Consider the following 26,649-nt stretch of genomic DNA (forward strand, 5'->3'; position numbering starts at 1 on the left):
CCGCTCGAGCTTGGGGGACTGCCGGTCCAGGTGACTCCCTCGGGCACCCTGCAGCCTGGTGTCTCCGTGTATCCGCGGGAGCGATGCCGGGACGCCAATACTGGCCGACGCACTGGCAACGTCAGGCGGGCACCTCGGTCTTCACCGTGGTCGTTGTGATGCACGAGGCCGCCCGGCGGTGCCGTCCGTCGCACCGTCACCCGCTGCTCGACCGCTCAGGACAGACAGACACCTGCGCCAGGTGATCAGCCTCGCCTTGACAGCGGCGGGCGGTGCGTCCACTCTAGGTGTAACAGCGTTACACCAAAGGAGGATTTGTGACGCCACTACTGGAAGACCTCTTCTCACTCAGCGGCAAGGTCGCCGTCGTGCTGGGGGCCTCTGGCGCCATCGGCAGCGAAGCCGCCCGCACCCTGCACGCACTGGGAGCCAACGTCGTGCTGTCGGGCCATTCGGTCGAGAAGCTTGATCAGGTCCGAGCATCCCTGCCGAGCGACGGCAGAGTGTCCGTCGTCGCGGCGGGGGACTGCCGTGACCAGCACCACGTCGAGGACGTGGCTGAACTGTCCCGCTCACTCGGCGGAGTCGACATCCTTGTGGACTCGATCGGCACCCAGCGGAGGCGCCCCCTGCTGGAGGCGACGTCGGAGGACCTCGACTATCTTTGGTCGGTGAACGTCGCGGGTGTGTTCGCGATGACCCAGGCGCTGCTGCCCCAGATGGTCGCCAAGGGCTACGGCAAGGTGGTCCACCTGTGCTCGATCGGCTCGTTCGTCGGTCTCGTGGACAAGACCATGTACGCGATCACCAAGGGTGCCCTCGCTCAGTACACCCGGAGCTCCGCGGTCGAGATGGCGCCGCACGGCGTACGCATCAACGCGATCGCTCCCGGCTACGTCGAGACGCCGATGACGTACGACTACATCCACTCCGAGCGCGAAGCGGAGTTCCTCAGCGCGATCCCGCTCGGTCGGTTCGCCCAGCTCGGCGACCTGGCCGGTGCCTTTGCCTACCTCACCACGCCGGCCTCGGACCATGTGACCGGGCAGGTGCTGGTGATCGACGGCGGCGAGACGGTCTAGGGAGGACATCATGGACAAGCAGACCCTCACCGACGCGGTCGTCCTCGACCGCATCCTGGCGACGGGCATCGTCGCCGTCGTCCGGCTCCGGGAGAGCACGGGCATGATCCCGCTGGCCCACGCCCTCGACGAGGGCGGGGTGGCCGCCATCGAGATCACCCTGACGATGCCTGGCGCACTCGAGGCGATCCGATCCGTTCGTGACGCGATGGGCCCGGAGTTCGTCGTCGGCGCCGGCACGGTCCTGGACGCGGACCAGGCGGCGGCCGCCATCGCCGCCGGCGCTGACTTCATCGTCGGCCCCACGGTGTCCCCGGAGGTGATCGCCACTGCCAAGGAGGCCGGACGCCCCGTTGTCGCCGGTGCGCTGACTCCCACCGAGGTGCAAAAGGCCCTCGTGCTCGGAGCCGACATCGTCAAGATGTTCCCCGGTCGGGTCGCCACGCCCGGCTACTTCCGCGACATCCTCGGGCCGCTGCCGACCGCTCGACTCATGCCCACCGGCAACGTCGACCTTGAGACGGCGCCCCAGTACATCGCGGCGGGCGCCGTGGGCGTCGGGGTCGGGAAGGCCCTGGTCGACCCGGTGGCCGTTGCCGACGGCGATTGGGGCACGGTGACCGCTCGCGCCCGGCGCTTCCGTGAGGCCATCGACCAGGCGAAGCGAGGCTGAGCAGATGAGCGACCAGACAGCCTCCTTCGTCGGCTTCGGCGACCTGCTGATGAGGCTCCAGACTCCCGACAAGCAGCGCATCGTCCAGGCGTCGTCGTTCGACGTGATGTACACCGGGGCGGAGGCCAACGCGGCGGTCATGCTCTCCCAGTTGGGCGTGCCGAGCCGGGTGGTGTCCCGTGTCCCGGACAACCCGGTCGGCCAGGCGTGCGTCAACTCGCTTCGCCGCTTCGGCGTCGACACCACCCACATCGCCCGCGGCGGGGAACGGCTCGGGATCTTCTACCTCGAGACCGGCGCCGCACAGCGCGCCTCCACGGTCGTCTACGACCGGCTCCACACGTCATTCGCCACGGCGGCCGCGGAGGAGTACGACTGGGACGAGATCCTTGCGGGCGCCGGCTGGCTGCACTTCTCCGGCACGGCGCCGGCGCTCGGCGAGCCGGTCCGCCGCGTGCTGCGCGACGCGCTCCGTACGGCCCGCGCACGGGGCGTCACGGTCAGCTGCGACCTCAACTACCGCGCCCGACTGTGGACGAACAACGATCAGCAGGCCGTGATGGAGGAGTTCGCGCCGCTGATCGACGTGCTCTTCGGCAACGAGGAGGACACCGCCAAGGTGTTCGGCATCCGCGCAGCCGGCAGCGACGTGCACCAAGGCGCCCTTCCCGTCGACTCCTACCGGCAGGTGGCCGAGCAGCTCACCGAGCGCTACGGGTTCCGTGCCGTGGCGACCAGCCTCCGGACGAGCATCTCGGCCTCCGTGAACAGGTGGGCCGGGATGATCTACGACGGCACCGACCACGCACTCAGCCGCACGTACGAGATCAACCCGATCGTCGACCGCGTCGGCGGCGGCGACTCGTACGCGGGCGGAGTCATCTTCGGGCTCCTGAACGGCTGGCCCCTCCAGCGTGTGGTGGAGTTCGCGGCCGCGGCCTCCTGCCTCAAGCACTCGATCCCGGGCGACTTCAATCTTGTGGACCTGCAGGAGATCGAGAGTCTCGTGCAGGGCGACGGCTCAGGCCGTGTGCGCCGGTGAGCGGCACCGTCAACTCTCTGAACGAAGGAACACGTGATGTCCACGATTCTTGGCCACACCCTCGGCACGCCCGACCGCACGCTTGAACAGGCATTGGACCTGTTCCGCGACGCGGGCGCGGACGGGGCGGAGATCATCTGGCAGGACGGATACTCATCGGCTCTCCCCGAGCCTCGTGGCGCCGTCGATCTCACCGCCGTGGGCCGCATGGCGGATGAGCGTGGCCTGGTCATCGGCGCGCTGACCCCGTACGTCACCGGGATCAACTCCCTCGACGAGGACGAGCGGCGGCACGATGTCCAGCGGCTCAGTTGGTGCATCGACGACGCCGCCGCCCTGGGCTGCCCGCGCATCCGGGTGTACGCCGGGGCGTTCTCCACCGAACAGCACCGTGCGAACGCTGATGCCATGTGGGACCGTCTCGTCGAGTCCCTCGGCGAACTCGGCCAGTACGCCGCCCAGCGGGGCGTGACACTGTGCGTCGAGAACCACTTCAGCACGATGACGGTCTCCGCGAAGCAATCGGTGCGCCTCATGCAGGCCGTCTCCCACCCGGCGGTGGGGATCCTCTACGACCAGGCGAACCTCACCTTCACCCATGACGAGGAATACCGCGAGGCCATCGCGCTGCAAGCGCCGTGGATCAAGCACGTCCACGTCAAGGACCTCGAGTTCATCGACCCGAACCGGCGACTGAGCACGCCGACGGTGAGCCACATCCAGGACGAGGACCGGGTGCACCGGTCCCGGATGATCGGTGAGGGCGTGCTCGACTGGACAGCCGTCCTGACCGCGCTCGTCGCGACCGGCTACGACGGCTCCTACTCTCTGGAGTACGAGTACCGGTGGAATCCGCAGGATCTTCCCGAGCCGGCCGTCGGCTTCGCGGAGAGCACCCGACGACTGCAGGCAGCCCTCGGCGCCGCAGGAGCGCGCCGAGTCGACCCTGCCGTCCGCTGACGCGCGCTGTCGCTCTGGCGGTCGCTCCCGACCTGGCCGACCGCCGGGTGACGCACCCGGGGAGACTGCTCCCCGGAGCTGGTGGGGAGCGGGGCAGACATCCCTCCCCAGGACAACCAACCACTCCACGTCAAAGAAGACCCAGGAGAAGAAGAATGACAGCACATATGGGTTACACGTACGCCGACCTGCACGAGGGACTCCGGTTCCGCAGTCCGGGGCGGACGATCACCGACGCCGACCTCGTCGGATTCGCCGGTCTCACCGGCGACTTCTCGGAACTGCACACCTCCGACGTGTACGCCAAGGCCAGCCAATTCGGGCGCCGCGTGGCGCACGGCATGCTCGGCCTCGCGTACGCCCACGGGCTGATGTGGGCACGCACCGGAGAACTGAGGCAGACGGCGATCGCCTTCCTCGGCATCGGCGACTGGCGGTTCGTCGGGCCGATCTTCGTCGGTGACACGATCTTCGTCGACTACACGATCGCCGAACTCCGGGACAGCCGCTCCAAGCCCGACCAGGCGATCGCGACCTTCGACGTCCAGGTGGTCAACCAGCACGGTGACGTGGTGCAGCGTGGCACGAAGGCCTTGCTGTGCTCGAAGGTGCCGCTCGCGGCCGTCGCCGCGGGCGAAGCCGGCGCGGCACGATGAACGGACGCTTCGCGGGTCGTGTCGCCGTCGTCACCGGTGCGGCCCAGGGAATCGGGGCCGCGGTCGCTGGTCGGCTGGTCGACGAGGGTGCCCGCGTGCTCGTCACGGACCGAGATCGGGCCGCGGCCGCCACAACGGCGACCCGTCTCGGGCCGGCGGCGGCACCGGCGGAGGTCGATGTCACCGACAAGGCGAGCGTCGAGGCGATCCCCGAACACGTCCGGCAGGCGTTCGGATCGTCCTTCGACCTGATGGTCTGCAACGCGGGCATCCAGACCTGGACCCGGGGCACCGAACTCACCACCGAGGAGTGGGACTCCGTCCTCGACGTGAACGCGCGTGGAGTCCTCTACTCCCTCCAGCTCGCCGGTCGGGCGATGACTGCCGCCGTCCCCGGCAGCGCGGGAGCACCGGCCGTGGTGGCGATGGCGTCCATCCAGGCTCGCCTGCCTGGCCCCTTCTACCCGCACTACTCGGCATCGAAGGCGGCGATCCTGAGCCTGGTGAAATCGTTCGCCGCCGAACTCGCCGAGCGCGGGATCCGGGTCAACGCCGTCGCCCCCGGGATCGTCGAGACGGAGATCTGGGAGCGTGCCGACCAGGCGCTCTCCGCGATGCGAGGGCAGGAGCCCGGGGTGGCCCGCCGCCAGCGGGTCGCCGCCGTCCCGCTGCGTCGGGCCGGCACGCCGGAAGACGTCGCCGCTGCGACCGCATTCCTGCTCTCGCCGGACGCCTCCTACATCACCGGTGAATGCCTCCACGTCTGCGGAGGGGACGTGATGTTGTGAAGCGCGACGGATTGCAGATCTCGCTCGACGAGGCGGCCGCGCTGGTCGGCGACGGCGTCACCGTCGTGGTCGGGGGCAGTGGCTCGCTCCTGCAGGTCCCGGAGTCTCTGCTCGGGGCGTTGGGTGATCGCTTCGAGCGCACCCACGCACCCCGTGACCTTCAGGTGGTGCACGTCATGGGCCTGGGCGACCATCAGGGCCGGGGCACCGACCACCTGGCTCGGCCAGGTCTGGTCCGCCGATTCATCGGATCGCATTTCGTGCTGAGCCCGCGTCAGCAGGCGTTGATCGCCGACGGACAGGTCGAGGCCTTCGCGCTGCCTGCCGGCACGATCACCCTGCTCTACCGGGAGATCGCCGCCGGCAGGCCCGGCCTGACGACCGACATCGGCATCGAGACCCATGTCGATCCGCGCCAGCACGGCGGCCGGATCAGCGAGACGACCAGTGGTGCCCTCTCCCAGGTCATCGAGCTCGGTGGCCGGGAGTGGCTGCACTATCCCACCTTCCCGATCGACGTGGCGCTGATCCGAGCGTCGGTCGCCGACGAGGACGGCAACCTGACGATGACCGACGAGGCGGCGTTCAGCGACAACCTCGCGATCGCGCAGGCGGCGCACAACAGCGGCGGTCTGGTGATCGCCGAGGTGCGGCGGGTCGTGCCCCGCAGGACGCTGCCCGGTGCGACCGTCCAGGTGCCGGGCGTGCTGGTCGACCACGTCGTGATCACCGAACACCCCTGGCAGACCCCGCTGACCCGCCTCGACCGGAGCCGGACCGGCACGGTGCCACCGGGCACCGGCCGGATCGCGCCGATCGCGCTCGACCACCGCAAAGTCGTCGCCCGGCGGGCCGCGATGGAGCTGCATCCCGGTGACCTGGTCAACCTCGGCGTCGGCATGGCCAACGGCATCTCCTACGTCGTGCACGAAGAAGACCGGATCGACGACGTCACGTTCACCGTCGAGCAGGGCATCTACGGCGGAGTCCCCGGCATCGGGCTGGACTCTGGCACCGCCGTCGACCCGGCGGCCATCATCGACATGTCCGCCCAATTCGATCTGTACGACGGCGGCGCACTCGACTTCGCCGGCCTGGCGTACGCCCAGATCGACCGCGCCGGGAATGTCAACGTCACCCGCGCCGGCCGGACGGTGATCGGCCCGGGCGGGTTCATCGACATCGCGCAGAAGGCCGGCACCGTGGTGTTCTGCGGCACGTTCACCGGCGGTGGTCTGCGTACGGTCGTCGAGGACGGCGCCCTGCGGATCGAGACGGAGGGACGTTACGGCAAGTTCGTCGACAGTGTCGACGCGATCTCGTTCTCGGCCCGTCACGCCCTGCGCACCGGCCAACGCGTGCTGTACGTGACCGAACGCGCTGTGTTCGAGCTGCGCGACGAAGGCCTGACCCTGGTCGAACTGGCTCCGGGAGTGGACCTGGTCGACGACCTGCTGGCGCTGCTCCCGTTCACCCCCGCCATGCCCGAACCGCCGCGCCCGATGGACGCTCGCCTGTTCCGCCCCGGCCCGACCGGGCTGGTGCTTCCGCGTCGGGACACCGCCATGGCGTCCCCCACACATGAAAGGGAGGCCCGCGCATGATCGACGCGTTCAGCGGGATCCGCATCCTGGATTTCACCCAGCTCGAGCAGGGCCCGAGCGCCACCCAGGTCCTCGCCGACTTCGGCGCCGACGTCATCAAGGTCGAGCGTATCGGCGCCGGCGAGATCGGCCGAGGTCAGTTCCCCACGATCAACGGGTACTCGCCCCACTGGTCCGCGACCAACCGCAACAAGCGCTCGATCTCGGTCGATCTCAAGCATCCTGAAGGCCGCGGGCTCATCCTGGCCTTGGCCAAGGAGGCCGACATCGTCGCCAGCAACTTCCGTCCCGGCGTGATGGAGAAGCTCGGTCTGGGCTGGGACGAGTTGTCCGCGGTGAATCCGCGGATCATCGTGGCGTACGCCTCCGGCTACGGCCAGACCGGCCCGTATGCCCAACGCCGGGGTCAGGACCTCGCCGCGCAGGCCCTCTCCGGCCTGATGGCGCTCACCGGCGCCGTCGACGGGCCTCCGACACCGTCAGGGACCTTCATGATCGACTACCTCGCGTCGATGCAGTTCGCCCAGGGGATGATGATCGCCCTCGCGGCCCGCGAGCGGACCGGCCGGGGACAGGTCGTCGACTCCTGCCTCCTGAACGCGGCCGTCGCCAGTCACCTGCAGGAAGGGACCACCTTCCTCACCCATGGCCAGGAATATCCCCGACCCACCGCCGGCATCGCCCACGCACACAACACGGCCCTCTACGGGACCTATCAGTGCCGCGACGGGCGGTGGCTGACACTGATCGGCGAGTTCTACATCGCCCATCCGTGGCAGCAGTGCGCGAGGGCGCTCGGGCTCGCCCCGGAGATCGTGAACGACCCGCGTTTCCAGACCAACGACGGCCTGCTGGCCCACACGGAGGAGACGGTGCGGATCGTACGGGAGGCCAGTCTCCGCTTCGACCGCGACGAACTGATGGGCCGGTTCGCGGCGGAGGACGTCCTGGCCACCCCGGTCAACCAGTACCCCGAGGTCTTCGTCGACCCCCAGGTCCTGCACAACGAGATGGTGCTCGACGCCGAGGTCCCCGGTGTGGGCCCGGTCAAGTTCGTCGGCATCCCGGTCAAACTGTCCGACACCCCCGGCCGGGTCCGGATGATCCCGCCGACCCTCGGCCAGCACAACGACGACGTCCTCGCCGAACTCGGGCTCGAGCCCGCCGAGATCGCCCGGCTCAAGGCCGAAGGCGTCGTCGGCGACGAACACGACCGGCAGACGGCCGGTGCACCCGCGACCTGGTGATCCTCGGCGCGCGCCGCCCCGTCCAACCACTCACCACTCCACCCCCACCGTGCCGCGGATCCCTTCGGACCACGGCCGGCCGATCGAGCGGATCGACACATCGCGCCGCTCTCCACACCGACCGTGCTCGCGACAGCGGGCATGGAAGACCGCTTCACTCCGAAAGGAACGAGCAATGACGCTCCAGAGCACAGCAGCCGCACCGCCCAAAGAAGCCGTGATGACCGAGTCCGCGGTCCGCCGCGTAGCGCTCGCCGGTGGGATCGGCACCGTCATCGAGTACTACGACTACGCGCTGTTCGGATATGCATCGACGATCATCGCGCCCCTCTTCTTCCCGAACGAGGACCCGGTCGCGGCCCTGTTGTCCACCCTCGCCGTCTTCGCCCTCTCGTACGTCATCCGGCCGGTCGGCGGCATCGTGTTCGGATGGGTGGGCGACCGCCTCGGCCGGCGACAGGCCCTCCTGATCACCATCCTCGGTGTCGGGGTGGCCACGACCCTGGTCGGCGTACTGCCCACGTACGCCTCCATCGGTCTGCTGGCCCCGATCCTCCTGTTCCTCGTCCGACTGGCCCAGGGCTTCTTCGCCGGAGGCGAACTCGGTGGCGCCGCCACGGTGATCTCCGAGAACGCGCCGGCGGGCAAGCGAACGCGGTACGGCGCGTACGTTCCGATGGGCACCAACGGCGGGTACGCGCTCGCGTCGGCCGCGATCGGCATGGTCGGAGCACTGCTCGGCGACGGAGACCTGAACAGCTGGGGATGGCGGATCCCGTTCCTCATCACCCTGCCGCTGACGATCTTCTGCTACTTCGTCCGGCGCACCATCCCGGACATCGACAAGGAGGTCGAGCACAGCGGCTCGCACACCTTCCCGCTCTTCTCGGCGTTCCGCACCTACCCCGGCGCTCTGCTCAAGGGACTGGGCCTGGGCATCGCCGTTCAGGGCGGCGCCTTCATCGGCTCCACGTTCATCGCCATCTACCTCGTCGCAGATCTCGGCTACCCCAAGCGGGCCGTCTTCTGGGTGACCGCGGGCGTCACTCTCGTCGCGGTCCTGCTGATGCCGCTCACCGGACGCCTCGCGGATCGGATCGGCGTTCTGCCGGTCGCCTTCACCGGGATCATCGGATATGCCGCGCTGACCTACCCGGCTCTCATCCTGATGAACCTCCACAACCTCGCCCTCGCCACGCTCGCGTACATCCTGATCATCGTGAACATGTCGTTCCTGCAGGTGGCCTCCTTCACCTTGACGCCCCGTCTCTTCCCGGATGCGGTCCGCTACACCGGCACCGCACTCGTGACCAACATGGCCGTCGTCATTGCCGGCGGCACCGCGCCGTTCATCGGCACGCTGCTGATCTCCCTCACCGGCGATCTGCGCTCGCCGTACTACTTCGTGGCGGCCACCTGCTTCATCGGTCTGGTCACCCTGGTGTTCCTCCGCCGTGACCGCGCCGTTCTGGACATCAAGCAGTAGGAAGGAGACGCGCTCCGGCGTCGGTGCGTCATCGCCTGCGGTGGCGCACCGACGCCCGGTGTCATGCCCGCTCGCCGCTGAGGCGGCGGTTCGGCCCGCCGGTCGCGACACTGCGGACACGCTCGGCGGTCTAGCATCGCGATCAACCACAACCCACCGACGAGAGGCACTGACGTGTCGAACCTGAGCCGGGCCATCGAAGTGCTTGAACTGATGGCCGACGAGCCCGACGGCGTACGTGTCAGCGACGTGGCGACCACGATGGGTCTCAATCGCGCGATTCCCTTTCGGCTCCTGACTGAGTTGGTCCAGCTCGGGTACGCGATCCAGGACCCGGACTCCGAGCGATATCGAGCCACTTTCGCCCTCGGCAGCCTGGGTTTGCGGCAGCTCGAGTCGTCCGGCATCGTGGACTGGTCGCAGGACGAACTCGGTGCTCTCGCCCGAAGCTCGGGAGAATTGGTCCGTCTCGCGATGGTGAGTGATCACCGACTCCGGTTCGTTGCGCAGGCACAGGGAGCGAACTCGTCGCTCATCGTGCACAGCCCGTTGCGCCCCGAGCTGGCACTCGGCGCGACGGCATCAGGGAAGGCCTACCTGTCCACGCTGCCCGAGGCGACGGTGCGGGAGATCGTCACCGAGCGAGGACTCGAGGCCTTCACCAACAGGACCATCACCTCACTCGATGCTCTCCTCGACGAGCTGGTGCTCACCCGTCAGCGTGGCTATGCGGTGGTGGTCGAGGAGATGGAGGTCGGCGTCAACGCCGGCGCAGCTCCGATCATTTCCGGCAACGGAGGTTCCGGGCAGGCCGTCGGAACGATCAGCATCGCTGGTCCGTCCGTGCGTCTGAGCCGCGAACGGATCGAGGAACTCTCGGACGATCTGGTCACGACGGCGACCCGGCTCGGCAAGCAGTGGAACGTCTACCGCTACCTGCAGGCGTCGCGCTAGACACCGGCGATCGGCTGACCCCGGCGATCGGCTGACCCCGGCGATCGGCTGACACCGGGGACGTCGGGTGGTGATGATGGACACACCCGTCTCATCTCCGGAGGTCAACGATGACCGATCCATCCACCGAGCCCGCGCGGGTCCCCGACGCCGTACGGCTCGATCTCTACTCCACCATGGTGCTGGCCCGCACCTACGAGCTCGCCATCCAACGCGAGTATCACGCCGACAAGGGTCCCGGCTTCGACATCGGCAAGGGGCTCGTCCCCGGCGAGATGCACCTCGCCGCCGGCCAGGAGCCCGTCGCCGCCGGCGTCTGCGCCCACCTGATGGTCGACGACGCCGTCACCGCCACCCACCGCCCCCACCACTTCGCCATCGCCCACGGCGTCGACCTCAACCGGATGACCGCCGAGATCTTCGGCCGGGAGACCGGCCTGGGCCGTGGCCGCGGCGGCCACATGCACCTCTTCGACCCGTCCACCCACTTCTCCTGCTCCGGCATCATCGCCGAGGGCTACCCGCCGGCGCTCGGCCAGGCGTACGCCTTCAAGACCCGTGGCACCGGCAATGTCGCCGTCGCCGTCACCGGCGAGGGCGCCGCCAACCAGGGTGCCTTCCACGAGTCCCTCAACCTCGCCGCCCTGTGGAAGCTGCCCGTCCTTTTCGTCGTCGAGGACAACGCCTGGGGCATCTCGGTGCCGCGCAGCGCCTCCACCGCGGTCTCCTCCAACGCCGTCCGCGCCGCGGCGTACGGCATCCCCGGCGTACGTGTCGAGGACAACGACGTCGACGCCGTCTACGCTGCCGCCGGCGAGGCGATCGCCCGGGCCCGCGCCGGGCAGGGACCGACCCTGCTCGAGGTCGCCACTCTGCGCATGCTCGGCCACTTCGAGGGCGACGCGCAGGGCTACCGGCCCGAGCTCGCCGAGGTGGCCAGCCACGACCCCATCCCGGCGTACGCCCGGCGCCTGCAGGACGCCGGCATCCTCGACGAGGACGCCATCGCCCGGATCGCCACCTCCGCCGCCGCGCGGGTCGAGGCCGCGATCACCTTCGCCAAGGAGAGCCCGCTGCCCGACCCGGCCGACGTGCTCAAGTACGCATTCGCCGAGGAGGCCTGAGATGACCACCGCACCCAGCACCCCGGTCCGCCGGCTCAACACCTCCAAGGCGATGGCTGAGGCGATCGCCCAGGAGATGCGCGCCAACCCCGAGGTGATCTACCTCGGCGAGGATGTCGGCAGCTACGGCGGCATCTTCAGCTCCACCGTCGGCCTGCTCGACGAGTTCGGCCCCACCCGGATCATCGACACGCCGATCTCGGAGACCGCCTTCATCGGCCTCGGCATCGGGGCTGCTGTCGAGGGCATGCGCCCGATCGTCGAACTGATGTTCGCCGACTTCATGGGCGTCTGCCTCGACCAGATCTACAACCACATGGCCAAGATCCACTTCGAGTCCGGCGGCCACGTCAAGGTCCCGATGGTGCTCACCACCGGCGTCGGCGGCGGCTACTCCGACGGCGCCCAGCACAGCCAGTGCCTGTGGGGCACCTTCGGGCACCTGCCCGGGATGAAGGTGGTCGTGCCGTCCAACCCGGCCGACGCGAAGGGCCTGATGACCGCCGCGATCCGCGACGACGGGCCGGTCGTGTACATGTACCACAAGGGCGTGATGGGCCTGGCCTGGATGGCGAAGAACCAGCGCTCCATCGGCCCGGTGCCCGAGGGGGAGTATCTGGTGCCGATCGGCACGGCGGCGGTCGCCCACGAAGGCGCCGACGTCACCGTGGTCACCCTCGGCCTGTCGGTGCACCACGCCCTGGACGTCGCCGAGAAGCTCGCCGGGGAGGGGATCGGCGTCGAGGTCATCGACCTGCGCTCGGTGGTGCCGCTCGACCGGGAGACCATCGTCGCCTCGGTCGCCAAGACCGGTCGGCTGGTGGTCGTCGACGAGGACTACCTGTCGTACGGCCTGTCCGGTGAGGTGATCGCCTCGGTCGTCGAGGCCGACCCCGGTCTGCTCACCGCCGCCCCCAGACGCCTGGCGATGCCGGACATCCCCATCCCGTACGCCCATGTGTTGGAGTACGCGGCACTGCCGCGGCCGGAGCGGATCGAGGCGCTGGTGCGGGAGGTGCTGGCGTGACCGACGTGCCGTTCCCGTTGATGAGCGAGGAGCGCCGGGAAGCCACCGGCGTCGTCGCCACCTGGTACGCCGCCGAGGGGGAGCAGGTGGCTGAAGGACAGCTGCTCGCCGACGTGCAGATGGACAAGGTGGACGCCGAGGTGATGGCGCCCGCCGCGGGCACCATCACCCTGCTGGTGGCGGAGGGAGAGGAGGTCGTCCAGGGCTCCGTGATCGCCCGGATCGCCTGACGACATCTCCGAGGTGTGACGTAGGTTACATCTCTTGCTGTGTGGGTGGGGTGGTGGGGCGGTGTTTGGTTATCGAACCGTTACCTTGGGTGACCGAATTGTGGTCGTCTTTCCTCTTACGGGTACGCCACCGAATCGCTAGGGTGACGACGGTCTCACAACCCTGTGAGCCGTTTCACTCCAGGAGCGATCCCATGCCCAGCCCCGCCCACTACAGAGAGGTAGAGCAGTCGGCTGAGTTCGTCGAATTGCGGAAGAGGTTCCGCAGCTTCGCGTTCCCGATGACCGTTGCCTTCCTCGTCTGGTACTTCCTCTACATCCTGCTGTCGGTGTACGCCACCGCCTGGATGAGTACTCGCGTCTTCGGCACCATCACCATCGGTCTGATCATCTCCCTGCTGCAGTTCGTCTCGACCTTCCTGATCACCTGGCTGTACATCCGCCACGCCAACACCAAGCTCGATCCGCTGTCCTCGAAGCTCAAGGCCGACCTCGAAGCCGACATGGAAGGGAGCGACCTGTGATTCCGCTCGCCACGCTGGGCGATCCCAGAGTCAACATCGCCATCTTCGTCACCTTCGTCGTCATCACCATGGCGGTCGTCATCATGGTGACCCGCGGTGGCCTGAAGCGCTCCGGCGACTTCTACACCGGCGGCGCGTCCTTCTCCGGGCGCCAGAACGGGTTCGCCATCGCCGGCGACTACCTGTCGGCGGCGTCCTTCCTCGGCATCGTCGGCGCCGTGGCCTTCTACGGCTACGACGGCCTGCTCTACTCCGTCGGCTTCTTCGTGGCCTGGCTGGTCGCCCTGCTGCTCGTTGCCGAGCCGCTGCGCAACACCGGTCGCTACACGATGGCCGACGTGATCTCCTTCCGGGTGAAGGACCGCCCGGTCCGGATGGCCGCGGCGATCTCGACCCTGCTGGTGTCCTTCTTCTACCTGCTCGCCCAGATGGCCGGCGCCGGCGGCCTGGTGGCCCTGCTGCTCGGCATCTCGAGCCCTGTCGGCCAGAACCTCGTCATCGTCATCGTCGGTCTGCTGATGGTGGCGTACGTTCTCATCGGTGGCATGAAGGGCACCACCTGGGTGCAGATGATCAAGGCGATCCTGCTGATCATCGGTGTCATCGTGATGTCGGTGTGGGTGATGGCGCGCGTCGGGTTCAACCTGTCCGAGCTGATGCAGCAGGCCATCGACCACGTCAACTCGGTCAAGCCCGGCAAGGGCGAGGGACTGCTCTCCCCGATGGGCAAGTACGGCACCAACAAGCTCGGCTTCATCTCGCTGTCGATCGCCCTGGTGCTCGGTGCCTCCGGCCTGCCGCACGTGCTGATGCGCTTCTACACCGTGCCGACCGCCAAGGAGGCGCGTCGCAGCGTCACCTGGGCGATCGTCCTGATCGGCCTGTTCTACCTGCTGACGATGGTCCTCGGCTACGGCGCCGCCTGGCTGGTGGGTGCGGAGAACATCGCGAAGATGCCTGGTGGCGCCAACGCGGCCGCACCCGCGCTGGCCTTCGAGCTGGGCGGCACCATCCTGATGGCGCTCATCTCCGGCGTGGCGTTCGCGACCATCCTCGCGGTCGTCGCCGGCCTGACCATCACCGCCTCGGCGTCGTTCGCGCACGACATCTACAACTCGGTGATCAAGGAGGGCAAGGCCGATCCCCGGCAGGAGCTCCGTGTCGCCCGGATCACCTCGATCGTCATCGGTCTGATCTCGATCGTCGGCGGCGTGATCGCCAACGGCCAGAACATCGCCTTCCTGGTGTCGCTGGCCTTCGCGCTGGCTGCCTCGGCCAACCTGCCGTCGATCCTCTACACGCTCTACTGGAAGCGGTTCAACACCCGCGGCGCCCTGTGGAGCATCTATGGCGGCTTGATCTCCGGCATGGTGCTGATCATCTTCTCGCCGGCCGTCTCCGGTAACGCTGCGGCGATGTTCCCGCACGCCCACTTCGCCTGGTTCCCGCTGGACAACCCGGCGCTGGTGTCGGTGCCGCTCGGCTTCATCCTCGGCTGGCTCGGCTCGATCACCTCCTCGGAGCACAACGAGGAGAAGGCTGTGGAGATGGAGGTCCGCTCCCTCACCGGTGCCGGTGCGGGCGGCGCGATCGACCACTGACCCCTCCGGGCGTACGCTGCTCTCGATCGCCGACCGCCACGGCACGGACCGTGCGGTCGGCGATCGGAGCTGTCAGAGTCATACAACCTTAAAGTTCCCTGTGAAACCTTGTGGTTAGGGTAACCTTTCGACTAAACTCGCCGCAGGTGCATGCAGGGTGCCCCTGCAAGGTCGTCGCACGCTGACATCATCCCCCCCGTACGCCAGCGCTGCGACAAACCCCAGTGGTCGGCCACCTCGGTGGTCGACCACTGTTGGGTTTCACCGGGCATCGGGCCTCTGGGTCTTGCCGGGCGCATCGGGCTCCCGGCCGCAGCAGTCCGGCCACCTCGGCACCGGCAGCGGCAGGTTCCGCGGGTCCGTACGCTGGGGGCGTGACTCCCGCCTCCGTCCTCATGCTGGTCATCGGTCTCGTGGTGACCGCCATCACCGTGCTGGCGATCGTACGGTCCCGCCGCACCGGCCTCGACGAGATCTACCAGGGGGTCACCCCTGGCCAACTCCCCGCGCCGGGCCAGCCGGCCCTCACCCGACGGGTGACTGACGGGGAGTACACCAAGGCCGTCGCCGTGCAGTTCACCCCGCCCAAGGGCCTGCGCCCCGGACTGGTCGGCACGGTCTTCGACGGGGTCGCGGAGAGCCGTGACGTCACTGCCACGATCGTCGACCTGGCGGTGCGGGGTTACGTGAAGATCACCGCGGTCGAGGCCGAGGGGGTCGCTCCGTCGCGGGGGCGGCAGCGCCCGGACGGCGGCCGCGGCGGCAAGCCCCGGCCGGACTGGGAGATCGTCGCCCAGGACCCGCCCGCCGGTGACGAGCTGTCGGTGATGGAGGCCCACCTGCTCAACGGCATGTTCGCGTACGGCCCCTCGGTGCGCATCTCGCAGTTGACCGGTGACTTCGGCCAGGTGATGCGCGAGGCCGTCCAGGCGCTCTACACCGAGGTCGTGCACCGCGGCTGGTACCGCCGCCACCCGCGCGCCAGGAACGGTCTGAGCGGTGCCGCCCTGTGGGGGCTGGCCGTCGGTGGTGCGCTGGTGATGGTCGTCGTCGCCGCGGTCGGTGGTGGCGCACTGGGCGGGATCGTCGGCGGGCTGCTCACCCTGGGGTCGGCCGGCGCCTGGGCCCGGTGGGGACGCGTACGCCCCGGACGGACCGCGGAAGGCACCGCCGTACGGATCCAGGCGTTGGCCTTCGAGGAGTACCTGCGGACCGCCGAGGCGGACCAGATCACGTTCGAGGAGGCGGCCGCCATCTTCTCCCGCTACCTGCCGTACGCCATCGTGTTCGGCGTGGCGGACCACTGGGCGAAGGTGTTCGGTGAGGTGGCGGCCAAGGCCCAGATCGCAGGCTACGACACGCTGGACTTCGGTCTGGACTGGATCGACATGGTGATCCTGGCCGATCTGCTCGACGTGCCTGAGCTCGCCCTGCTGCTCGGAGAGGGAGTGGCCGAACTGGTCGGCGACCTCGACGTCTCGGGGATCGCCGATGCGGTCGGCGGCGGTCTGGAGGCGTTCAGCGGCGGGGTGGCCGACTTCGTCGACTCCACCGGCGGTCTGGACAGCCTGGGGGACGGCTGCGACGGCTGCGACCTCGACTTCGGGTGAGGCGGGGACGTCGGTCAGGCCGCACCCGGCCCTAGGACTGCTGGTCCAGTGCGGTGGGTGGGATCGACGGATCCTCGATGCCGGCGATGTGCAGGGCCGTACGGATCCGGCTGAGCGCCTCGCGCTGGAAGCCCCACTGTTGGTTGGCGAGGGTGTCGGCGGTCGCGCGTAGCTTGGTCTGCACCGCGTCCATGCTGTCGACGCCCAGCACGACCGGGTCGGCGATCAACACCTGCTGCCACTCCTCCAGGGCCGCCATCTCGGTCAGCACCTGTTGCATGATCTCGATCGCGGCCCCCGGGTCGGCGGTCAGCGCGATCGGCACGTCGATGATCGCCGTCGAGGTGCCCTGGGAGGAGTTGCCCAGCTCGGTGATGTCACCGTTGCGGACGTACCAGACCACGCCGGAGAAGGCGCGCAGCCGGGTCACCCGCAGGCCGACCTCCTCCACCCGGCCGGAGATCTTGTCGTTGACCTGCACCCAGTCGCCGACCCCGAACTGGTCCTCGGAGATCATGAAGATCCCCGACAGGTAGTCCTTCACCAGCGACTGGGCGCCGAAGCCGAGCGCGACGCCGCCGATGCTGGCGCTGGCCAGCAGCGGGGCCAGCGGGACGCCGACCACGTTCATCACCGTCATCACCACGATGATCACCATCACGATGTCGGTGACGTTGCGCAGCAGGCTCGCGGTGGTGTTCGCCCGGGCGGCGTAGCGCTCGTCCGACATGTCCGCGGCCCGGCGGAGGATCTCGGTGGCCCGGATCCGCTTGCCGCTGGCGTCCTTGATGAGCATCCGGGTGATCCGGCGGATCGCCCGGACGAGCAGGCCGCGGACGATCAGGGCGACCAGCACGGTCACCACGATCACGCCGGCGTTGTTGATCCATTGCTCGGGAATCGTCCAGGGCACCGTCAACCTCCGATCTGGGCTCGGGTCGATCCTGCCACGGACCTCAGACAGCCCGTCACGGGCGGTCGGTCACGAGCTCGGCGTACGCGTCACGAGCTCCATGCGGCCAGCAGGGCCGCGGCGGCGTCCCGGGGCGACGGCCGGCCGCAGATCGCCGACACCACACTGATCCCGTCCACGCCGGTGGCCCGCACCCGGGGGACCCGGTCCAGGCTGATCCCGCCGATCGCGACGCTCGGCCACGGGCTGGCGGCGGCGATCGCGGTCGTACGCTCCGGGCCGCCGGCCTCGGCGGCGTCCGGTTTGGTCGCGGTGTCCCAGACCGGGCCGATGCCGACGTAGTCGATCAGGTCCTCGCCGAGTGCGCGCGCCACCTCGAGGTGTCGGGTGGTCTGCACCGACAGGCCGAGCAGCCGGTCGGGGCCGAGCAGCGCGCGAGCCTGGTCGATCGGCAGGTCGCCCTGGCCGACGTGGGCGCCCTCGGCGCCGATCGCCGCCACCAGGTGCACCCGGTCATTGACGATCAGCGGCACCCGGCCGGCCAGCGCGGTGTGCAGCGTACGGCCGATCCGGACGAACTCGTCGTCGTCCACCTCGGTGTCGCGCAGCTGCACCAGCGTCACGCCGCCGTCGACCGCCTCCAGGACCGTACGCACCAGACCGTGCTCGGCGGTCATCGATGGGTCGGTGACGAGGTAGAGCCGGTAGTCGGGGAGGGGCCGGTAGTCGGGGTGCGGCGAGTGGTGGCGGCGCGGCCGGGCGTCGCGGGGGAGGGTCATCGCTCCGCCAGCGCGACGCGGGCCGCGAGCTTGTCCGGGGTGATCGACCCGAGCGCGTCCAGCAGGCCGACGGCGAAAGAGCCGGCGCCGTTCTTCGGCGCCTCCTCGGCGGCCAGGCAGAGCAGCGTGGTGGCCGTGGCCGCGGCGATCAGCCGGTCCTCGGTGACCGCGGCGAAGCCTGCCATCAGGGAGCCGAGGGCGCAGCCGACCCCGGTGACCTTGGTCATCAACTGGTGCCCGTTGCTCAGTGCCAGCACCCGGCTGCCGTCGGTGAGGTAGTCGGTCGGGCCGCTGACGGCGACCACGGTGCCGAGGTCGGTGGCCAGCCGGCGGGCCGACTCCACCGCGTCGTCGGAGGAGTGGGTGGACTCGACGCCCCTGCCGCCGGTTCCGCCGCGCAGCGCGAGGATCTCCGAGGCGTTGCCCCGGACGATGGCCGGATGCGCTGCGAGCAGCTCCACCGCGACCTGCGTACGCCATCCGATGGCACCCGCTGCGACCGGATCCAGCACCCACGGCACGGCGTGCTCGTGGGCCGACGCCGCGGCCAACCGCATCGCGGCGACGGTGTGCTCCTGCGGGGTGCCGAGATTGATCAGCACGCCACCCGCGACGGCGGCGAACTCGCCGGCTTCCTGCGGGTTGTCGACCATCGCGGGAGCGCCGCCGGCGGCGAGGACGACGTTCGCGGTGAAATTGGTCACCACGGAGTTGGTGAGGCAGTGCACCAGCGGGACGGTGGCGCGGAACTGCTCCAGGGCGGCGGCGAGGGCGGACGGGACGACGGACGTGGTGGCTGCGGACGGCATGCCCCGACGATATTGCAGCGACATCTGCGCGGATCTCGGGTGATCAGTAGATGGCGCCATAGAGTGTCATCGTGGACCCGATCCAGAACCCGTACGCACCGGGGGCCGGGCAACGACCGCCCGCCCTGACCGGTCGTGACGACGAGTTGGCGGCGTTCGACGTCGTCCTCGCCCGCGTGGCGAAGGGCCGCCCCGAGCGGTCGATGGTGCTCACCGGACTGCGCGGCGTCGGCAAGACCGTGCTGCTCAACACCCTGCGCTCCTCGGCGGTCCGCGCCGGCTGGGGCACCGGCAAGCTGGAGGCCCGGCCCGGCCAGTCCCTGCGCCGCCCGCTCGGCGCCGCGCTGCACATGGCCGTCCGCGAGCTCGGTCACCCGTCGCAGACCGAGACCGTCCTCGGCACCGTACGATCCTTCGTCGAGGCGGACGCGAAGCCCGGAGCCAAGCTGCGGGACCGGTGGAACCCGGGCATCAACGTGCCGCCGACCAGGGGCCGGGCCGACTCCGGCGACATCGAGATCGACCTGGTCGAGGTGCTCACCGACATCGGCGGGCTGGCGCTGGACCTCGGGACCGGCGTGGCGCTGCACATCGACGAGATGCAGGATCTCGAACCGCCGGACGTCTCGGCGGTCTGCGCCGCCTGCCACGAGCTCAGCCAGCAGGGGCTGCCGCTGATCGTCGTCGGTGCCGGACTGCCGCACCTGCCCGCGGTGCTGTCGGCCTCGAAGTCGTACTCGGAGCGGCTGTTCCGCTACGTACGGATCGACCGGCTGCCCCGCGAGGCGGCCGACGCCGCACTCGTCGAGCCGGCCGCCGAGGAGGGGGCGGCGTACGCTCCGGAGGCGCTGGCGGCGCTGTACCGGGCCACCGGCGGCTATCCGTACTTCATCCAGGCGTACGGCAAGGCGGTCTGGGACGCGGCGCCGTCCTCGCCGATCGGCCCGGACGACGTCGCCGTGGCGGTGCCGCAGGCCGAGTCCGAGCTGGCCGTCGGCTTCTTCGGTTCGCGCTACGAGCGGGCCACCCCGGCGGAACGGGAGTACCTGCGGGCGATGGCCGAGATCGGCGGTGAGGACCCGGTGGGCACCGCCGAGGTCGCCGCGCACCTGGACCGCAAGCCGCAGAGCCTGTCCCCGGCCCGTGATTCGCTGCTGAAGAAGGGGCTGGTCTACTCCGGCGAGCGCGGCAAGGTGCAGTTCACGGTGCCGCACTTCGGCCGCTACCTGCGGGGTGCGACGGTGGCCGAATAGGCCGTCGCCGGAGCGTCTGCGGGGCGATGTCAGAGGCCGGTCCTAGCGTTCAGGCATGCGCATCCTGCACACCGCTGACTGGCACCTCGGGCGGACCTTGCACGGCGAGAGCCTGCAGACCGCCCACGAGACGTTCGCCGACCACCTGGTCGAGGTGGTCGAGGCCGAGCAGATCGACGCCGTGCTGGTGGCCGGCGACGTGTACGACCGGGCCATCCCGCCGGTCGAGTCGGTCGCGTTGCTCGGCGACACGCTGGCCCGGCTGACCGCGCGCACCCGGGTGGTGATCACCTCGGGCAACCACGACTCCGCGGTCCGGCTGGGCTTCGGCGCCGGGATGTTCCAGGACCGACTCAGCGTCCGCACCCGGGTCGCCGAGGTCGGCCGACCGGTCGTCGTGCCGGCCGCCGACGGGCACGCCGGTCTGGTCGTCTACCCGGTGCCCTACCTCGATCCGGACGGCACCCGCCAGGAGTTGGGCGGGGTGGAGCGGACCCATGCCGCCGTGGTCGGTGCCGCCATGGAGCGGATCGTCGAGGACCGCGCCCGGCGCGACCCCGCGGTGCCGGTGGCGGTCCTGGCCCACGAGTTCGTCGGGACCGGCGAGACCTCCGACTCCGAGCGGGACATCCGGGTCGGCGGGATCGACTCGGTGCCGTCGGCGGTGTTCCGGACGGCCGACCCGGCGTACGTCGCGCTGGGTCATCTGCACCGGGCGCAGCGGACCGGCGACCCGGAGCGCGACCCGCTGATGCGTTACGCCGGGTCCCCACTGGCCTTCTCCTTCTCCGAGGCGGGCCAGGTGAAGTCCAGCGTGATCGTCGATTTCGACGGTTCGGCTCCGGCGGTGCAGACCGTGCCCGCGCCGGTGCCGCGCCGCCTGGTCCGGGTCCGCGGCACGCTGGCCGAGTTGGAGTCGTCGGCTTGGGATGCCGACCGGGACGCCTGGGCCGAGGTGATGGTGACCGACCCGATCCGGACCGCCGACATGATGGCCCGGGCCCGGGCGTGCTTCCCGCACCTGCTGACCTTCGCCCACCAGCCCGCCGATCGGGTCTCCGACGGCCCGTCCCGGATCACCGCTGCGGTCGACCCGCTGGAGGTGCTGACCGACTTCGTCGCGGACGCGGGCGGTAGGGTCGCCACCGCCGACGAGGAGCAGGTGCTCCGTGAGGCGTACGAAGCCGTCCGGACGTTGGCGGTGGCCTGACATGCAGCTGCACCGGCTGGCCCTGCGGGGCATCGGGCCGTTCCCCGACGAGTGTGTGATCGACCTCGACGCGCTCGGGGCGGGTGGTCTGTTCCTGATCGAGGGGCCCACCGGCTCGGGCAAGTCGACCCTGCTCGACGCGGTCACGTTCGCCCTCTACGGCGGTCTGGCCGACTCCGCCGCCAGCGACGAGCGGCTGCACTCCGCGCATGCCGGCCCGGAGGTGGAGCCGTACGTCGAGCTGGTGTTCTCCACCGGGGCGGGTGACTTCCGGATCTGGCGCCAGCCGAAGTACGAGCGTCCCAAGCAGCGGGGCACCGGCACCACCACGCAGAACCAGCAGGTGAAGCTGTGGCGGCTCAGCCCCGGCGAGCTGGAGGAGGTGCTCGGCGGCGGTGAGGCGGGACGCCTGATCTCCAACCGTGCCCAGGAGGTCGGCGCCGAGATCCCGGCGCTGACCGGGCTGACCAAGGACCAGTTCACCCAGACCGTGCTGCTGCCGCAGGGGAAGTTCGCCACGTTCCTGCGCTCGAAGCCCGATGACCGACGGACCGTGCTGCAGCAGGTGTTCGGCACCGAGGTGTACGACCGGGTGCAGAAGCGGCTGATCGACGGGGCCAATGCCCTGCGGAAGACCTTGGAGGGCCACCGGGGGGCGATCGGGAAGGCTGTCGCCGTCTACGGGAGCCGGCTCGGGGCCGAGACCGCGGACACGGCCACGTTGGAGACCACGGCGATCGAAGGCCGCGAGGCCGTCGCCCCGCGTCTGGAAGCCGATGCGGCCCGGCTGGCCGCCGAGGTGGCCCGGACCGCGGCCGTCGCCGAGGGTGCGGAGGTCGTCGAGGCCGCGGCGCGCGGCGCGCTGGACGGCGCCGAGAAGCTGGCGGAGGCGCTCCGGCGGCGGGCGGACCTGCTGGCTCGCGATCGCGCACTGACTGCCGGGGCCGCAGAGATCGCCGCGCTGCGAGAACGGCTCGACCGACATGCCGGCGCCGCCTCGGTGGTGCCGCTGGTGCCGCCCGCGGAGCAGGCGGCCGCCGTCCTGGCCGCAGCGTTGGCCGATGGCGAGGCAGCAGGTCTGCCGCTGACCCAGGGGAGTGGCGCCGCCGACGAGCTCCTCGCGCTGGCCGATTGCGAGGACGATCGGCATGCCGTCTGCACCAGGGCTGTCGGGGAGCTGGAGCCGTGGGCCGGCACTGAGGCCGGCCTGCCGTCCCGCCGGCAGGGCCTGGCCACTCGGCGCGACCGGCTGCTCGCCCAGCGGGAGACCCTCACCCGGCGCCGCGCCGAGCTGGACGCCCGCCCCGACGCGGACGCCACGCTGGACGCGCGACTGTCCGCGCTGCGGCAGGACGCCGGGGACCTCGCCGCGGCTGAGCGGGACACCGCTCGCGCTCGCAGCGCCGTGGCCGCGGCGACCGATGCGGAGACGCTCGACCGGCAGGTCGCTGAGTCGGCGACCATGTTCGCCCGCCTGCTGGCGGCCCAGGAGCGGGCTGACGAGACGGCGCGACAGCGCCGGCTCGCCCGGTTCGCCGGGATGGCCGGAGAGATGGCCGCCGCTCTGCGCGACGGCGAGGCGTGCCCGGTCTGCGGTGCGATCGAGCACCCGGCCCCCGCCCAGCAGGATGCCGCGCACGTCTCGGCCGAGGCCGTCGAAGCAGCCGAAGAGGAGCGGACCCGGGCCGTGGCCGCGGTCACCGCCCACCAGAAGGCCCTCAGCGCGTTGGAGGCCCGGCTCGCCGCCCGGCGTGCCGAGGCCGGTGGACTCGACGTCGTCACGGCCACCACGGCGCTGGGCGAGGCCGAGGAACGGCAACGGCAGATCGTCCTCCGGCATGACGAGATCGCCGCCGGGGAACAGGCGCTGCGCGCTTTCCGGGCCGACACCCAACGGCTGGAGGCGGCGTGGACCCGGGACCAACAGAGCTGGGACCATGCCGACCAGGACCTCGCCCACGATGCCGCCCGGCTCGAACAGGACACTGCTCGGTGCGCCGAGGTGCGCGGTGCGGAGGAGTCGGTCGCCGACCGTGTCGCCGCGCTACGCCAGCAGGCCACGGCCGCCCGTCACCGGGCCGACACGGCGCGGGCCGTGGTCCGCGCCCGCGCCGAAGAGCACACCGCCCGCCTCGCCCTCGACGCCGCCCTGGCCGATTCCCCCTTCGCCGATCCCGCCGACGCCCTGGCCGCTCGGCTGGAGCGGACCGCCGAGGCCCAGGCCCAGCGCCGGGTGCGGGCGTACGACAAGGAACGCGACGCGGTCGACAGCGGACTCGCCGACCTGTCCGGGCTCACCGGCGACGAGGATCCCCGGCTGGACGAGTGCAAGCTGGCAGCTGACGAGGCCCACGCCGCGGCCCGGAGCGCCACCTCGGCCGCTGACGCTGCCGCGACACTGGCCGCCGACGTGGCCGAGGCCCGCACCGCCCTGGAGGACGCGATGGCGGCGTACGCCCGGGCTGCCGACAGCGGCCGGGCGCTGCTGCGGGTGTCCGACCTGGCCAAGGCGGGATCCCAGTCACTGATCCGGACCGAACTGGTGACCTGGGTGCTGGTGCGCCGCTTCGAGGAGGTCGTCGCCGCGGCCAACGACCGATTGCAGGTGATGTCCGACGGCCGCTACCTGCTGGAACGGGTCGACGACGAGGCCGGACAGCGCTCCCACAAGCTCGGACTGGGCCTGCAGGTGCTCGACCAGCTCACCGACCGGCCGCGGTCGCCCGGCACCCTGTCCGGCGGCGAGACGTTCTACGTGTCGCTGGCGCTCGCCCTCGGCCTGGCCGACATCGTCCGTGCGGAGGCCGGCGGAGTGGATCTCGACACGCTGTTCATCGACGAGGGCTTCGGGTCACTCGACCCGTCCGCCCTGGAGAACGTGATGGCGGTCCTCGACGGTCTGCGGGCAGGGGGCCGTACGGTCGGCGTGATCAGCCATGTCGCCGACATGAAGGACCGCATCCCGGAGCGGATCAGTGTGCGACGGCGTGCCGACGGCGCGTCGACCCTGACCGTCACCGCCTGACCGTCTCCGCTGACCGTCAGCCCTGAGCCCGTGCGTCAGTCCCTGAGCGTGGGTGCCTGGGACCGGTCGACGGCGAATCCTTAGGATCGGTCCGTGACATCCACGACAGCCCCCGCACGTCCGGTCGACCCGGTCGATGCCGTCCCGCCGATCCCGAAGCTGACGGTCCTCGGCGTCCAGCACGTCCTGGCGTTCTACGCCGGGGCCGTCATCGTGCCGCTGGTCATCTCCCAGGGCCTCGGCCTCTCCCAGCAGGACACCATCCACCTGATCAACGCCGACCTGTTCACCTGCGGCATCGCGTCGATCATCCAATCCGCCGGACTGGGCCGGCGGATCGGCGTACGACTCCCGCTGCTGCAGGGCGTGACCTTCACTGCCGTGTCGCCGATCATCGCCATCGGGCTGGCCTCCGGCGGTGGCACCCACGGCCTGGCCGCGGTCTACGGGTCGATCATCATCGCCGGCCTGGCGACCTTCTTCGGCGCGCCGTACTTCGCGCGGCTGCTGAAGTACTTCCCGCCGGTCGTCACCGGCACGCTGCTCACGGTGATGGGCACGACGCTGATCGGCGTCGCCGCGGGCGACGTGGTCCGCTGGGGGCAGGCCGATCCGGCGACGATGGTGCCCGGGCTGCTCTATGCGCTCGGCACGCTGGCCGTGATCGTCCTCGTCCAGCGCATCTTCAAGGGTTTCCTGGCGACCATCTCGGTGCTCATCGGCCTGGTGCTCGGCACCGCGGTGGCGGCCGTGCTGGGCCACGCCGACTTCTCCGGGGTGGCGAGCGCCGCTCCGCTCGGCGTCACCTCGCCGTTCTTCTTCGGCTGGCCGGCGTTCTCCCTCACCGGCGCCATCTCGATGATCATCGTGATGGCGATCACCGCGGTGGAGACCACCGGTGACGTGTTCGCCACCGGCGAGGTCGTCGGCCGGCGGATCACCCCGCGGCACATCGCCGCCGCACTGCGTGCCGACGGCCTGTCCACCACCCTCGGCGGTGTCCTCAACTCGTTCCCCTACACCTGTTTCGCCCAGAACGTCGGGCTGGTCCGGCTCACCCGGGTGAAGTCGCGCTGGGTGGTCACCGCGGCCGGTGTGCTCATGATCATCCTCGGCGTGCTGCCGAAGGCCGGCGCGCTCGTTGCGGCCATCCCGGCGCCGGTGCTGGGCGGGGCCTCGCTGGCGATGTTCGCCAACGTCGCCGTCGTCGGCATCCAGACCCTCGGCAAGGTCGACATGCACGACAACCGCAACGCGGTGATCGTGTCCACCTCCATCGGGCTGGCGATGCTGGTCACCCTGCAGCCGACGATCGCGCAGTCCGTGCCGGCGTGGCTGCAGATCCTCTTCGGCTCCGGTGTCACCCTCGGCTCGATCGTCGCGATCGTCCTCAATCTGCTGTTCTTCCACGTCGGCCGGCGGCGCGGCCCCGATGTCGCGGTGGCACACGGCAAACCGGTCCGCCTGGACGAGGTGAACGCGATGACCAAGAAGGAATTCGTCGCCGCCTTCGGTGGCCTGTTCCCGGTCAGCTGGCCGGTCGCCCGGGCTTGGGAGGACCGACCGTTCGAGAGCACCGAGGAGTTGCGGGAGGCCTTCCAGCAGGTCGTCCTGTCGGCGGAGCCGGACGAGCAGCGCGCGCTGATCGACAGCTACCACGACATCTCCGAGCTCGTCCTCACCGACCCCGAGGAGGCCACCGAAGACGTCCGGGCCCTCCAGGAGACCGGATCGCTCGCCGTCGACCGCCTCGACGACCGGGATCGTACGGAGATCGCGGCCCTCAGCGAGGCCTACCGGGAGAAGCACGGCATGCCTTGGGTGGTCTGTCTGGCCAATCTGGCCAGCCGTGACCAACTCGTCGGCGACGGCTGGCATCGCGTGGCCAGCTCCCCGGTGCGCGAACTGGCCACCGCCATCGCCGAGGTCGGCCATATCGCCGACGCCCGGTTCGATGCGCTGGTCGCCGACGCCAACCCGATCCGGTCGGCCTGGGCCCGGAAGTTCGAACAGCTCAGCTGAGCCGGCATCCCCGGGCGGTGCTCCTCGCGG

General features: G+C 70.2%; 23 protein-coding genes. 20 read left to right on the forward strand and 3 right to left on the reverse strand.

Features of this window, described 5'->3' with window-relative positions; genetic code table 11:
• The first annotated feature begins 317 nt into the window (after positions 1-317).
• The 16 genes from R0146_RS04970 to R0146_RS05045 all read left to right on the forward strand — a co-directional run bounded on the left by R0146_RS04970 (position 318) and on the right by R0146_RS05045 (position 16,608).
• Entirely contained in the window at positions 318-1,082 is a 765-nt protein-coding gene (locus R0146_RS04970; protein WP_317691754.1) for an SDR family NAD(P)-dependent oxidoreductase, read from the forward strand.
• A gap of 10 nt (positions 1,083-1,092) precedes the next feature.
• Entirely contained in the window at positions 1,093-1,755 is a 663-nt protein-coding gene (locus R0146_RS04975) for a bifunctional 4-hydroxy-2-oxoglutarate aldolase/2-dehydro-3-deoxy-phosphogluconate aldolase (protein WP_317691755.1), read from the forward strand.
• 4 nt (positions 1,756-1,759) lie between these two features.
• Positions 1,760-2,797 (forward strand): sugar kinase, encoded by a 1,038-nt coding sequence (locus tag R0146_RS04980; protein ID WP_317691756.1) that lies wholly within the window; start codon positions 1,760-1,762, stop codon positions 2,795-2,797.
• A gap of 36 nt (positions 2,798-2,833) precedes the next feature.
• Positions 2,834-3,757 carry a sugar phosphate isomerase/epimerase family protein gene (locus R0146_RS04985; RefSeq protein ID WP_317691757.1) on the forward strand — a complete coding sequence of 308 codons (924 nt, stop codon included), beginning with the start codon at positions 2,834-2,836 and terminating at the stop codon, positions 3,755-3,757.
• A gap of 155 nt (positions 3,758-3,912) precedes the next feature.
• A complete protein-coding gene (locus tag R0146_RS04990; RefSeq protein ID WP_317691758.1) occupies positions 3,913-4,413 on the forward strand; it encodes a MaoC/PaaZ C-terminal domain-containing protein in 501 nt (166 codons plus the stop codon).
• On the forward strand, positions 4,410-5,201 hold the full coding sequence (locus R0146_RS04995; RefSeq protein WP_317691759.1) for an SDR family NAD(P)-dependent oxidoreductase: 792 nt from the start codon (positions 4,410-4,412) through the stop codon (positions 5,199-5,201). Before R0146_RS04990 ends, R0146_RS04995 begins: the two co-directional genes overlap by 4 nt.
• The gene (locus R0146_RS05000) at positions 5,198-6,805 is read left to right on the forward strand and encodes an acyl CoA:acetate/3-ketoacid CoA transferase (RefSeq protein WP_317691760.1); all 1,608 of its coding nucleotides are present in this window, start codon (positions 5,198-5,200) and stop codon (positions 6,803-6,805) included. The genes R0146_RS04995 and R0146_RS05000 overlap by 4 nt, the downstream gene beginning before the upstream one ends.
• Positions 6,802-8,052 (forward strand): CaiB/BaiF CoA transferase family protein, encoded by a 1,251-nt coding sequence (locus R0146_RS05005; protein WP_317691761.1) that lies wholly within the window; start codon positions 6,802-6,804, stop codon positions 8,050-8,052. The genes R0146_RS05000 and R0146_RS05005 overlap by 4 nt, the downstream gene beginning before the upstream one ends.
• A 220-nt stretch (positions 8,053-8,272) precedes the next feature.
• The gene (locus R0146_RS05010; RefSeq protein WP_317691762.1) at positions 8,273-9,538 is read left to right on the forward strand and encodes an MFS transporter; all 1,266 of its coding nucleotides are present in this window, start codon (positions 8,273-8,275) and stop codon (positions 9,536-9,538) included.
• A gap of 174 nt (positions 9,539-9,712) precedes the next feature.
• Positions 9,713-10,492, forward strand: a complete 780-nt coding sequence (locus R0146_RS05015; RefSeq protein ID WP_317691763.1) for an IclR family transcriptional regulator — start codon at positions 9,713-9,715, stop codon at positions 10,490-10,492.
• Positions 10,493-10,602: 110 nt separating this feature from the next.
• A complete protein-coding gene (locus R0146_RS05020) occupies positions 10,603-11,616 on the forward strand; it encodes a thiamine pyrophosphate-dependent dehydrogenase E1 component subunit alpha (RefSeq protein WP_317691764.1) in 1,014 nt (337 codons plus the stop codon).
• 1 nt (position 11,617) lies between these two features.
• Positions 11,618-12,643, forward strand: a complete 1,026-nt coding sequence (locus R0146_RS05025; RefSeq protein ID WP_317691765.1) for an alpha-ketoacid dehydrogenase subunit beta — start codon at positions 11,618-11,620, stop codon at positions 12,641-12,643.
• On the forward strand, positions 12,640-12,873 hold the full coding sequence (locus R0146_RS05030; protein WP_317691766.1) for a biotin/lipoyl-containing protein: 234 nt from the start codon (positions 12,640-12,642) through the stop codon (positions 12,871-12,873). The genes R0146_RS05025 and R0146_RS05030 overlap by 4 nt, the downstream gene beginning before the upstream one ends.
• A gap of 194 nt (positions 12,874-13,067) precedes the next feature.
• A complete protein-coding gene (locus R0146_RS05035) occupies positions 13,068-13,397 on the forward strand; it encodes a DUF485 domain-containing protein (protein ID WP_317691767.1) in 330 nt (109 codons plus the stop codon).
• 68 nt (positions 13,398-13,465) lie between these two features.
• Positions 13,466-14,998, forward strand: coding sequence for a monocarboxylic acid transporter (locus R0146_RS05040; RefSeq protein ID WP_317692336.1), 1,533 nt, complete (start codon positions 13,466-13,468; stop codon positions 14,996-14,998).
• 374 nt (positions 14,999-15,372) lie between these two features.
• Positions 15,373-16,608, forward strand: coding sequence for a DUF2207 domain-containing protein (locus R0146_RS05045; protein ID WP_317691768.1), 1,236 nt, complete (start codon positions 15,373-15,375; stop codon positions 16,606-16,608).
• Positions 16,609-16,639: 31 nt separating this feature from the next.
• Here R0146_RS05045 and R0146_RS05050 read toward each other — a convergent pair whose 3' ends face one another.
• The 3 genes from R0146_RS05050 to thiM all read right to left on the reverse strand — a co-directional run bounded on the left by R0146_RS05050 (position 16,640) and on the right by thiM (position 19,109).
• Positions 16,640-17,521: a mechanosensitive ion channel family protein gene (locus R0146_RS05050; protein ID WP_317691769.1), complete on the reverse strand. Its 882-nt coding sequence runs from the start codon at positions 17,519-17,521 to the stop codon at positions 16,640-16,642.
• 89 nt (positions 17,522-17,610) lie between these two features.
• Complete coding sequence (gene thiE / locus R0146_RS05055; protein ID WP_317691770.1) at positions 17,611-18,300, reverse strand: thiamine phosphate synthase; 690 nt, start codon at positions 18,298-18,300, stop codon at positions 17,611-17,613.
• Positions 18,297-19,109, reverse strand: coding sequence for a hydroxyethylthiazole kinase (gene thiM, locus R0146_RS05060; protein ID WP_317691771.1), 813 nt, complete (start codon positions 19,107-19,109; stop codon positions 18,297-18,299). The genes thiE and thiM overlap by 4 nt, the downstream gene beginning before the upstream one ends.
• 71 nt (positions 19,110-19,180) lie before the next feature.
• Between thiM and R0146_RS05065 the strand changes: the two genes are divergently transcribed.
• The 4 genes from R0146_RS05065 (at position 19,181) to R0146_RS05080 (ending at position 26,619) form a co-directional block, all read left to right on the forward strand.
• Positions 19,181-20,362 (forward strand): ATP-binding protein, encoded by a 1,182-nt coding sequence (locus tag R0146_RS05065; protein WP_317691772.1) that lies wholly within the window; start codon positions 19,181-19,183, stop codon positions 20,360-20,362.
• Positions 20,363-20,417: 55 nt separating this feature from the next.
• Positions 20,418-21,572, forward strand: a complete 1,155-nt coding sequence (locus tag R0146_RS05070) for an exonuclease SbcCD subunit D (protein ID WP_317691773.1) — start codon at positions 20,418-20,420, stop codon at positions 21,570-21,572.
• 1 nt (position 21,573) lies between these two features.
• Positions 21,574-24,597: an AAA family ATPase gene (locus R0146_RS05075; protein WP_317691774.1), complete on the forward strand. Its 3,024-nt coding sequence runs from the start codon at positions 21,574-21,576 to the stop codon at positions 24,595-24,597.
• Positions 24,598-24,690: 93 nt separating this feature from the next.
• Positions 24,691-26,619, forward strand: a complete 1,929-nt coding sequence (locus tag R0146_RS05080; protein ID WP_317691775.1) for a solute carrier family 23 protein — start codon at positions 24,691-24,693, stop codon at positions 26,617-26,619.
• Positions 26,620-26,649 lie beyond the last annotated feature (30 nt).

The organism is Raineyella sp. LH-20, assembly GCF_033110965.1.
Taxonomy (GTDB): Bacteria; Actinomycetota; Actinomycetes; order Propionibacteriales; family Propionibacteriaceae; genus Raineyella.